Origin of the sequence: Achromobacter mucicolens (assembly GCF_902859725.1) — a bacterium.
Classification (GTDB): domain Bacteria; phylum Pseudomonadota; class Gammaproteobacteria; order Burkholderiales; family Burkholderiaceae_B; genus Achromobacter; species Achromobacter mucicolens.
On sequence record NZ_CADIJP010000025.1, the window covers coordinates 33,004 to 42,241 of the forward strand.

Genomic DNA, 9,238 nt, shown 5'->3' on the forward strand with positions numbered 1-9,238 from the left:
TTCAGTCCAATCGTACGGCGATGCCCTGTTCGGCCATGAATCGCTTGCACTCGCCGACGGTATGCTGGCCAAAATGGAAGATGCTGGCGGCCAGCACCGCGCTGGCGCGGCCGGTGGTGACGCCGTCGGCCAGATGCTGCAGGTTGCCGACGCCGCCGGAGGCAATGACGGGCACCGGTACCGCGTCCGAGACGGTGCGGGTCAGTTCCAGGTCGAAGCCGGACTTGGTGCCATCGCGGTCCATGCTGGTGAGCAGGATTTCGCCCGCGCCATAAGCGGCCATGCGGCGCGCCCACGCCACGGCGTCCAGGCCGGTGGCCTTGCGGCCGCCGTGCGTGAAGACTTCCCAGCGCGCCGGTTCGCCGGGCGCAGACACGCGGCGGGCGTCGATGGCCACGACCACGCACTGCGAGCCGTGATAGTCCGAGGCGGCGCGAACCAGGTCGGGATTGGCTACCGCGGCGCTGTTGATGCTGATCTTGTCGGCGCCGGCGTTCAGCAGACGCTGGATGTCGGACACCTGGCGCACGCCGCCGCCCACCGTCAGCGGAATGAAGACCTGCGAGGCCACCTGCTCGATGATGGGCAGGATCAGGTCGCGGCCGTCGCTGGTGGCGGTGATGTCCAGGAACGTGAGTTCGTCGGCGCCCTGCTCGTTGTAGCGGCGGGCGATCTCGACGGGGTCGCCCGCGTCGAGCAGGTTGACGAAGTTCACGCCCTTGACGACGCGGCCGGCCGTGACGTCAAGGCAGGGAATGATGCGGCGGGTCAGCGCGTTGTGCATGGACGCGCCGGCCCCGGGGGTGCTGCTGGATGTGGTCATTTTGCCAATTCGTCGGCGCGCGCCTGCGCGGCCTGGAAGTCGAGCGTGCCTTCGTAGATGCTGCGGCCCAGGATGGCGCCTTCGACACCCTCTTCCTCGACGGCGCACAGCGCCTCGATGTCCTGGATACCGGCGATGCCGCCCGAGGCGTACACGGGAATGCGCACGTGCTGGGCCAGGCGTACGGTGGCTTCGACGTTGACGCCCGACAGCATGCCGTCACGGCCGATGTCGGTGTAGATGATGGCTTCGCAGCCGTAGTCTTCGAACTTCTTGGCCAGATCCAGCACGTCGTGGCGGGTCAGCTTGCTCCAGCCATCGGTGGCGATCTTGCCGTCGCGGGCGTCCAGGCCAACGATGATCTGGCCGGGGAAGGCGCCGCAGGCGTCCTGCAGGAAGCCCGGATTCTTGACGGCGGCCGTACCAATGATGACGTAGGAGATGCCGGCGTCGAGGTAGCGTTCGATGGTGTCCAGGTCACGGATGCCCCCGCCGATCTGGACGGGAATGTCGTCGCCGACGGCGTCCAGGATCGCCTTGATGGGCGCTTCGTTCTTGGGCTTGCCGGCGACGGCGCCGTTCAGGTCGACCAGATGCAGGCGGCGGGCGCCCTGGTCAAGCCAGCGGGTGGCCATGGCGGCGGGGTCTTCGGAGAACACCGTTGCATCGTCCAGGTCACCCTGGCGCAGGCGCACGCAACGCCCGTCTTTGAGATCGATGGCGGGGATCAGCAGCATGGTTGGCAGCGAGAAAAAAAATGGGGTTGAACGGGCTGGCGCACGGGGCTCGGGGCCTACGGCTGCCAGTCTACAAAATTGCGATACAGGCGCAAACCGTGCTCGGCGCTCTTTTCGGGGTGGAACTGCACCGCGAAAATGTTAGCTGCCGCCACCGCGCAGGTAAAGGTGACGCCATAATCGGTTTCACCAACCGTCAGGCCCGGATCGGCCGGATCGGCGTAATAACTATGGACGAAGTAGAAGTGCGAGTCGTCCGGAATGCCTTCCCAGATCGGGTGAGACCGGGTGTGGCGGACCTTGTTCCAGCCCATGTGCGGCACCTTCAGGCGCTCGGGGCGGGTGTCCGCCAGACCTGCCGCGCCGGTGTCGGCCAGGCAGGCTTCGTCGTCGGCGGGGATCAGGTCGGCAAAGCCGGGGCCGGAAAAGCGGCGCACGACGCCCGGGAACAGTCCCAGGCAAGTGGTGGCGCCCTCTTCGCTGGCGTCGAACAGCATCTGTTCGCCAACGCAGACGCCCAGCAGGGGCTTTTCGCGGGCGGCGCGCACGACGGCGTCGCGCAGCCCGGATTCGTTCAGGGTGCGCATGCAGTCCGCCATCGCGCCCTGGCCCGGAAACACCACGCGGTCGGCGGCGGCGATTTCCTGGGGCTGGTTGCAGATGCGGATGTCGGCGTCAGGCGCGGCGTATTTCAGGGCGCGTGCGACGGAATGGAAATTGCCCATTCCGTAGTCGACGATGGCGATAGTGGTCACTTCTGTCTGCCTGGTGCGGTGCGAAGGGGATGGCTTGCCTGGGTTGCGTACCTTACAGCACGCCCTTGGTGGACGGCACGACGTCGCCCATGCGCGGGTCGACTTCCAGCGCCATGCGCAGCGCGCGGCCACAGGCCTTGAACACGGTTTCCGCCTGATGGTGCGAGTTGAAGCCGCGCAGGTTGTCGATGTGCATCGTGATCAGCGCGTGATTGACCAGGCCCTGGAAGAATTCGCGCGTGAGGTCCACATCGAAGCTGCCGATGTGCGAGCGCGTGAACGGGATGTGATATTCCAGGCCGGGGCGGCCGGAGAAGTCCACCACCACGCGCGACAGCGCTTCGTCCAGCGGCACGTACGCGTGACCGTAGCGGCGCAGGCCGGCCTTGGTGCCCGCGGCCTTGGCGATGGCCATGCCCAGCGTGATGCCCACGTCTTCCACCGTGTGGTGCGCGTCGATGTGCAGGTCGCCCTCGGCCTTGATGTCCAGGTCGATCAGGCCGTGACGCGCGATCTGGTCCAGCATGTGATCCAGGAAGGGCACGCCCGTGTCGATCGTCTGCTTGCCGGTGCCATCCAGGTTGATGGCCACGCGGATGCGGGTTTCGTTGGTGTTGCGGGTGATTTCTGCGGTACGCATGTTAAGCACTCAAGATCTCTTGCAGGGCGGATAGCAAGGCGGCGTTCTCGGCCGGGGCGCCCACCGAGATGCGCAGGCAGTTGGCCAGCAGCGGGTGGGCATTGGAGAAGTTGCGAATCAATATTTTGCGCGTTTTCAGGGCAAGATGCACGGCGTTGCCGTCGAGCTTGCCGGAAAAGCGGGCCAGAATGAAATTGGCCGCGGAAGGGAATACCCTGACGCCGGGCAATTGCGCAAGCGCCGCGGCCAATGGCTCGCGGTCGGCGCGCAGCCGGGCCGCCTGTTCGTCCAGCACGGCCTTGTGCCGCAGCACGGCCTGCAGCGTGGCCTGCGTCAGCACGTTCAGGTTGTAGGGCGGGCGCACCTTGTTCAGCTCGGCGATCCAGGCCGGATCGCCGGCCAGGTAGCCGAAGCGCAGCCCGGCCAGGCCGATCTTGGACACGGTGCGCATGACGACCACGTTGGGAGCCTCCAGCACGCGCGGCATCCAGGTGCAGTCCGCGAACGGCTGGTAGGCCTCGTCGATCACCACAAGCCCCGGCGCGGCCTGGATGATGGCGTCCACGTCCTCGCGCGACCAGAGACCGCCGGTAGGATTGTTGGGCGTGGCCAGGAACACGAGCTTTGGCTGATGCTGGCCGATGGCCGCCAGCATGGCGGGCAGGTCCAGGGTCAAGGCATCGGTCAGCGGCACGCCCACGAAACGCGCGTGGTCAAAACGCGCAGCCATGTCGAAGTACACGAACGACGGCCAGGGCGACAGCACCACGTCGCCCGGATTGCAGCACGCCTGGACCATCAGGTGGATGAGCTCGTCCGAGCCGTTGCCAAACAGCACGTCCGCGCCATCGGGCACGCCGAAGGCCGTCTTGACGGCGGCCTGCAGCGCGGAGAGATCCGCGGACGGATAGCGGTTCAGCGGCGTGTCGCGGACGGCGCGCGCGATGTCATCGCGCACGGCCTCGGGCAGCTCGTACGGGCATTCCATGGCGTCCAGCTTGATGCAGCCTTCGGCATGGGCAACGGGGTACGCCGCCAGCTCGCGGATGTCGGCGCGGACGGTGCCTTTGACGCGGCCGGCGACGTCCGCCGGTCCCGCGCTCATGCCTTGTCGACCCGGTACTGGGCGCTTGCGGCATGCGCCTGCAAGCCCTCGCCCAGCGCCAGTTCGGCGGCGATGCGGCCCAGCGTCTGGGCGCCGGCGTGCGAGACCTGGATCAGGCTGGAACGCTTCTGGAAGTCATACACGCCCAGCGGCGACGAGAAGCGCGCCGTGCGCGAGGTGGGCAGCACGTGGTTCGGGCCGGCGCAGTAGTCGCCCAGGGCTTCCGAGCTGAAGCGGCCCATGAAGATGGCGCCGGCGTGGCGGATGCGGGCGGTCCAGACTTCGGGCTGCTCGGTGGAGATTTCCAAATGCTCGGGGGCGATGTCGTTGGCGATCTGGCAGGCTTCTTCCAGGTCGCGCACCAGGATCAGCGCGCCGCGGTTGGCCAGGCTGACGCGCAGGATGTCGGCGCGCGGCATGGTGGGCAAGAGGCGGGCGATGGCCGCTTCGACCTCTTCGATGAAGGCGGCGTCGGGACAGAGCAGGATGGACTGGGCGAGCTCGTCGTGCTCGGCCTGCGAGAACAGGTCCATCGCGATCCAGTCGGCCGGCGTCTTGCCGTCGCAGATGACCAGGATTTCGCTGGGGCCGGCGATCATGTCGATGCCGACCACGCCGAACACGCGGCGCTTGGCAGCCGCGACGTAGGCATTGCCCGGGCCGACGATCTTGTCCACGGCCGGCACGGTGTCGGTGCCATAGGCCAGCGCACCCACGGCCTGCGCGCCGCCGATGGCGAACACGCGGTCCACGCCGCCGATGGCGGCGGCGGCCAGCACGATGGGATTGCGCACGCCGTCTGGCGTGGGGGTGACCATGACCAGCTCCTGCACGCCCGCGACCTTGGCCGGAATGGCGTTCATCAGCACGGACGACGGATACGCGGCCTTGCCGCCGGGCACGTACAGGCCCACGCGGTCCAGCGGCGTGACCTGCTGGCCAAGCAGCGTGCCGTCGGCTTCGGTGTAGGTCCAGGTCTCGGCGCGCTGGCGCTCGTGGTAGGCGCGCACGCGATCGGCGGCGGCTTCCAGCGCATTGCGCTGCGCGGCCGGCAGCCCGGCCAGGGCCGCATGCCAATCGGCCTTGGGGATCTCCAGCGTATGCGCTGCCGCGTCCGGCATGCGGTCGAACCGCTGCGTGTATTCCACCAGCGCGGCGTCGCCGCGGGTGCGCACGTCGGCCAGGATGCTGGCGGCGGCGCGGTCGATGGATTCGTCCTCGGTGGCCTCGAAGGCCAGCAGCTTGGACAGGGCGGATTTGAATCCGGGATCGCGGGAGTCGAGACGATTGATCAGGGCCATGGCGTCATGGAGCAAAGCAGGTAACGGTATCGGCCGCCGCGCCGGGCGCGGCGGGCGGGAATCAGACGTTGCGGGAGGCCGCCCTTGCGAAGGCATCCAGCAGCGGCTGCAGGCGGTCGCCGCGGGTTTTCAAGGCGGCCTGGTTGACGATCAGGCGCGACGAGATCGGCATGACGTCTTCCACGGCGACCAGGTCGTTGGCGCGCAGCGTGCCGCCGGTGGACACCAGGTCGACGATGCAATCGGCCAAGCCGACGAGCGGCGCCAGTTCCATCGAACCATACAGCTTGATGATGTCCACGTACACACCCTTGGCCGCGAAGTGTTCACGGGCTGACTGCACGTACTTCGTGGCCACGCGCAGGCGCGCGCCCTGGTGGACCGCGGCGTCGTAGTCAAAGCCGTTGCGCACGGCCACGGCCAGGCGGCACTTGGCGATGTTCAGGTCGATGGGCTGGTACAGGCCGCCGGGCTGTTCCTTGGCGTGCTCGATCAGCACGTCCTTGCCCGCGATGCCCAGGTCGGCCGCGCCGTACTGCACGTAGGTGGGCACATCCGAGGCGCGCACGATGATCAGGCGCAGGCCGGGATCGCTGGTGGGCAGAATGAGCTTGCGCGAGCTTTCGGGGTTCTCGGGGACTTCGATGCCGGCTTCCGCCAGCAAAGGCATGGTCTCTTCGAAGATGCGGCCCTTGGACAACGCCAGGGTCAGGGGGGTGACGGAGGCATTGCTCATTGAGCCTGTTCCTTGCCGGTAACTCGTTGGATATCCGCGCCCAGGGCGCGCAGTTTCACTTCCATCTGATCGTAGCCGCGATCCAGGTGGTAGATGCGGTCGACCAGCGTATCGCCATCAGCGGCCAGGCCGGCGATGACCAGGCTGGCCGAGGCGCGCAGGTCGGTCGCCATGACCGTTGCGCCCGACAGGCGCGGCACGCCGCGCACGACAGCAGTGTGGCCGTCGATGTCGATCTGGGCGCCCATGCGGCGCAGTTCCTGCACGTGCATGTAGCGGTTCTCGAAGATGGTCTCGACAATGACCGACGTGCCGTCGGCCACGGTGTTCAGCGCCATCAGCTGGGCCTGCATGTCGGTGGCAAAGCCCGGGTATTCGTGCGTGCGGAAACCCACGGCCTTGGGGCGCTTGTCCATCGCGCCGCGGATCCAGCCGGGACCGGTCTCGATGGTCAGGCCCGCTTCGGTCAGCTTGTCCAGCGTGGCGCCCAGGATGTCGGCATCCGCGTTCTTGAGCAGGATGTCGCCGCCGGCCGCGCCCACCGCGCACAGGAAGGTGCCGGCTTCGATGCGGTCGGAGATGACGCGGTGCTCGGCGCCGTGCAGGCGCTCGACGCCGTCGATCACGATGCGGTCGGTGCCGTGGCCCTGGATGCGGGCGCCCATCTTGATGAGCAGTTCCGCCAGGTCCACCACTTCGGGCTCGCGCGCCGCGTTTTCCAGCACGGTGCGGCCCTCGGCCAGCACGGCGGCCATCAGCAGGTTTTCCGTGCCGGTGACCGTGACCATGTCGGTGCGGATGGAGGCGCCCTTCAGGCGCTTGGCGCGCGCCACCACAAAGCCGTGCTCGATGCTGATTTCAGCACCCAACGCGGCAAGGCCCTTGATGTGCTGGTCGACCGGCCGCTGGCCGATGGTGCAGCCGCCGGGCAGGCTGACGCGGGCCTCGCCGAACCGCGCGACCAGCGGGCCCAGCACCAGGATCGAGGCGCGCATCGTCTTGACCAGGTCGTACGGCGCTTCCAGGCTGTCGACGTTGCCGGCCTGCAGCGTGACGATGCCGTCGTCGGCGCGTTCGGCGCGCACGCCCATGCGGGCCAGCAGGCGCAGCATGGTGCCGGTGTCGTTCAGGCGCGGCACATTGGACAGAACCAGCGTGTCGGCGGTCAGCAGACCCGCGCACAGGATCGGCAGGGCCGAGTTCTTGGCGCCGGAAATCGAGATCTCGCCATGCAGCCGCGCGCCGCCGGTAATGCGAAGCTTGTCCATTATTCGCCCGCTTTCTGGTATTCGGCGGGGGTCAGGGTGCGCATCGACAGGGCGTGGATCTCGGCTTTCATGCGGTCGCCCAGTGCGGCGTAGACAAGCTGGTGGCGCTGGATCAGGCGCTTGCCTTCGAAGGCCGTGCTGACGATGACGGCGTCGAAGTGCGACCCGTCGCCCTGCACGTCGAGATGTTCACAGGGCAGGCCGTCAGCGATGTATTGGCGGACTTGCGCGGGAGTGGGAAGCATGGACGTCAGTTCCTGAGTTTGTAGCCGCTGGCCAGAAGCCGCAGCGCGTAAGCGGAGAGCGCAAGGAACACCGCCGTCACCACCGCCAGGCTGTGCCAGGGCGAGACGTCCGACACCGAGAAGAATCCGTAGCGGAATCCGTCGATGGTGTAGAAGATGGGGTTCCAGTGCGAGACGCTTTGCCAGAACGGCGGCAGCGTATGGATGGAATAGAACACGCCGGACAGGAAGGTGGCCGGCATGATCAGGAAGTTCTGGAAGGCCGCGAGCTGGTCGAATTTTTCGGACCACAGGCCCGCGACCAGCCCCAGCGTGCCCATGATGCCGCACGCCATCACGGCAAAGACCAGCACCCACAGCGGATGCGCGGGCGCGAGCGGCACGAAGAACAGCGCCACGGCCCACACGCACAGGCCGACCGCCAGACCCCGCGCGATCGCGGCCAGCACGTAGGCGCCGAAGATGTCCCGGTGCGACAGCGGCGGCAGCAGCATGAACACCAGGTTGCCAGTGATGCGGCTCTGGATGAGCGACGACGACGGATTGGCGAACGCGTTCTGCAGCATGCTCATCATCATGAGCCCGGGAATCAGGAATGACGTGTAGGGCACGGTGCCGTACACCGTGACGCGCCCTTCCAGCACGTGCGCGAAGACCAGCAGGTACAGCAGCGCGGTGATGACGGGCGCGGCGATGGTCTGGAAGCTGACCTTCCAGAAGCGCAGCAATTCCTTGCGCAGCAGGGTCGGAAAGCCGGAGCCGGCGTCCAGGCGGGGCTGCACCAGCGGCTGGCCGGTAGGCGTGGCGGGCTGGGTCATGATGAGATCTCTTCGGGTTGCAGGGCGCGCGCGCCGGGCTCGTCGTCCTGGTGCATGATGCGCACGAAAGCGTCTTCCAGATCCACGCCGCCCACGCGGGCAAGCAGCGCCTGGGTGGTGTCCAGCGCCACGACGCGCCCGCCCTTGAGCATGGCGATGCGGTTACAGAGCGCCTCGGCCTCTTCCAGATAGTGCGTGGTGAGCATGATGGTGTGGCCGGCCTTGTTCAGCCGCGAAATGAACTCCCACAGCGTGCGGCGCAGGTCCACGTCCACGCCCGCGGTCGGCTCGTCCAGCACGATGACTGGCGGGCGGTGCACCAGCGCCTGCGCCACCAGCACGCGGCGCTTCATGCCGCCGGACAGCGCCCGCATGTTGGAATTGGCCTTGTCGGCCAGGCCCAGGTTGAACAGGATCTCGTCGATCCAGTCGTCGTTCTTGCGCAGGCCAAAGTACCCGGACTGGATGCGCAGCGTCTCGCTCACGGTAAAGAACGGGTCATAGACCAATTCCTGCGGCACGACGCCCAGCGCCCGCCGCGCCGACTTGTAGTCGGCCACGACGTCGTAACCACAGACGGTGGCGCGGCCCGAGGTGGCGTGCGCGAGGCCCGCCAGGATGGAGATGAGCGTGGTCTTGCCCGCGCCGTTGGGGCCGAGCAGGCCGAAGAACTCGCCGTGCTCGATGTTCAGGCTGACGTTGTCCAGCGCCTGAAAGCCGGGCCGGGGCGCGCGCCCGAGCAGTTTCTGCCAGCCGCGCTGGCGCGGCGAGTAGATCTTGGAGACGTTTTCTAGGCTGACGGCGGACATG

Annotated in this window: 11 protein-coding genes; all 11 read right to left on the reverse strand. The window is 67.4% G+C overall.

Features of this window, described 5'->3' with window-relative positions; translation table 11 throughout:
* Position 1 precedes the first annotated feature (1 nt).
* Complete coding sequence (gene hisF / locus HV786_RS24495) at positions 2-823, reverse strand: imidazole glycerol phosphate synthase subunit HisF (RefSeq protein ID WP_128829741.1); 822 nt, start codon at positions 821-823, stop codon at positions 2-4.
* Positions 820-1,560, reverse strand: coding sequence for a 1-(5-phosphoribosyl)-5-[(5-phosphoribosylamino)methylideneamino]imidazole-4-carboxamide isomerase (hisA, locus tag HV786_RS24500; RefSeq protein ID WP_006224535.1), 741 nt, complete (start codon positions 1,558-1,560; stop codon positions 820-822). Before hisA ends, hisF begins: the two co-directional genes overlap by 4 nt.
* 56 nt (positions 1,561-1,616) lie before the next feature.
* The gene (gene hisH / locus HV786_RS24505) at positions 1,617-2,315 is read right to left on the reverse strand and encodes an imidazole glycerol phosphate synthase subunit HisH (protein WP_062840181.1); all 699 of its coding nucleotides are present in this window, start codon (positions 2,313-2,315) and stop codon (positions 1,617-1,619) included.
* Positions 2,316-2,367: 52 nt separating this feature from the next.
* The gene (gene hisB / locus HV786_RS24510) at positions 2,368-2,955 is read right to left on the reverse strand and encodes an imidazoleglycerol-phosphate dehydratase HisB (RefSeq protein ID WP_008160445.1); all 588 of its coding nucleotides are present in this window, start codon (positions 2,953-2,955) and stop codon (positions 2,368-2,370) included.
* 1 nt (position 2,956) lies between these two features.
* Positions 2,957-4,060, reverse strand: a complete 1,104-nt coding sequence (gene hisC, locus HV786_RS24515) for a histidinol-phosphate transaminase (RefSeq protein ID WP_128829742.1) — start codon at positions 4,058-4,060, stop codon at positions 2,957-2,959.
* Positions 4,057-5,361 carry a histidinol dehydrogenase gene (hisD, locus tag HV786_RS24520; RefSeq protein ID WP_056320387.1) on the reverse strand — a complete coding sequence of 435 codons (1,305 nt, stop codon included), beginning with the start codon at positions 5,359-5,361 and terminating at the stop codon, positions 4,057-4,059. The genes hisC and hisD overlap by 4 nt, the downstream gene beginning before the upstream one ends.
* Positions 5,362-5,422: 61 nt before the next feature.
* Complete coding sequence (gene hisG / locus HV786_RS24525; protein WP_056320385.1) at positions 5,423-6,097, reverse strand: ATP phosphoribosyltransferase; 675 nt, start codon at positions 6,095-6,097, stop codon at positions 5,423-5,425.
* A complete protein-coding gene (gene murA, locus HV786_RS24530; protein WP_056320441.1) occupies positions 6,094-7,365 on the reverse strand; it encodes a UDP-N-acetylglucosamine 1-carboxyvinyltransferase in 1,272 nt (423 codons plus the stop codon). The genes hisG and murA overlap by 4 nt, the downstream gene beginning before the upstream one ends.
* Entirely contained in the window at positions 7,365-7,610 is a 246-nt protein-coding gene (locus HV786_RS24535; protein ID WP_056320382.1) for a BolA family protein, read from the reverse strand. Before HV786_RS24535 ends, murA begins: the two co-directional genes overlap by 1 nt.
* Before the next feature lie 5 nt (positions 7,611-7,615).
* Complete coding sequence (locus tag HV786_RS24540) at positions 7,616-8,428, reverse strand: ABC transporter permease (RefSeq protein ID WP_128829743.1); 813 nt, start codon at positions 8,426-8,428, stop codon at positions 7,616-7,618.
* Positions 8,425-9,237 (reverse strand): ABC transporter ATP-binding protein, encoded by an 813-nt coding sequence (locus HV786_RS24545; protein ID WP_128829744.1) that lies wholly within the window; start codon positions 9,235-9,237, stop codon positions 8,425-8,427. The genes HV786_RS24540 and HV786_RS24545 overlap by 4 nt, the downstream gene beginning before the upstream one ends.
* Between the last annotated feature and the right edge of the window lies 1 nt (position 9,238).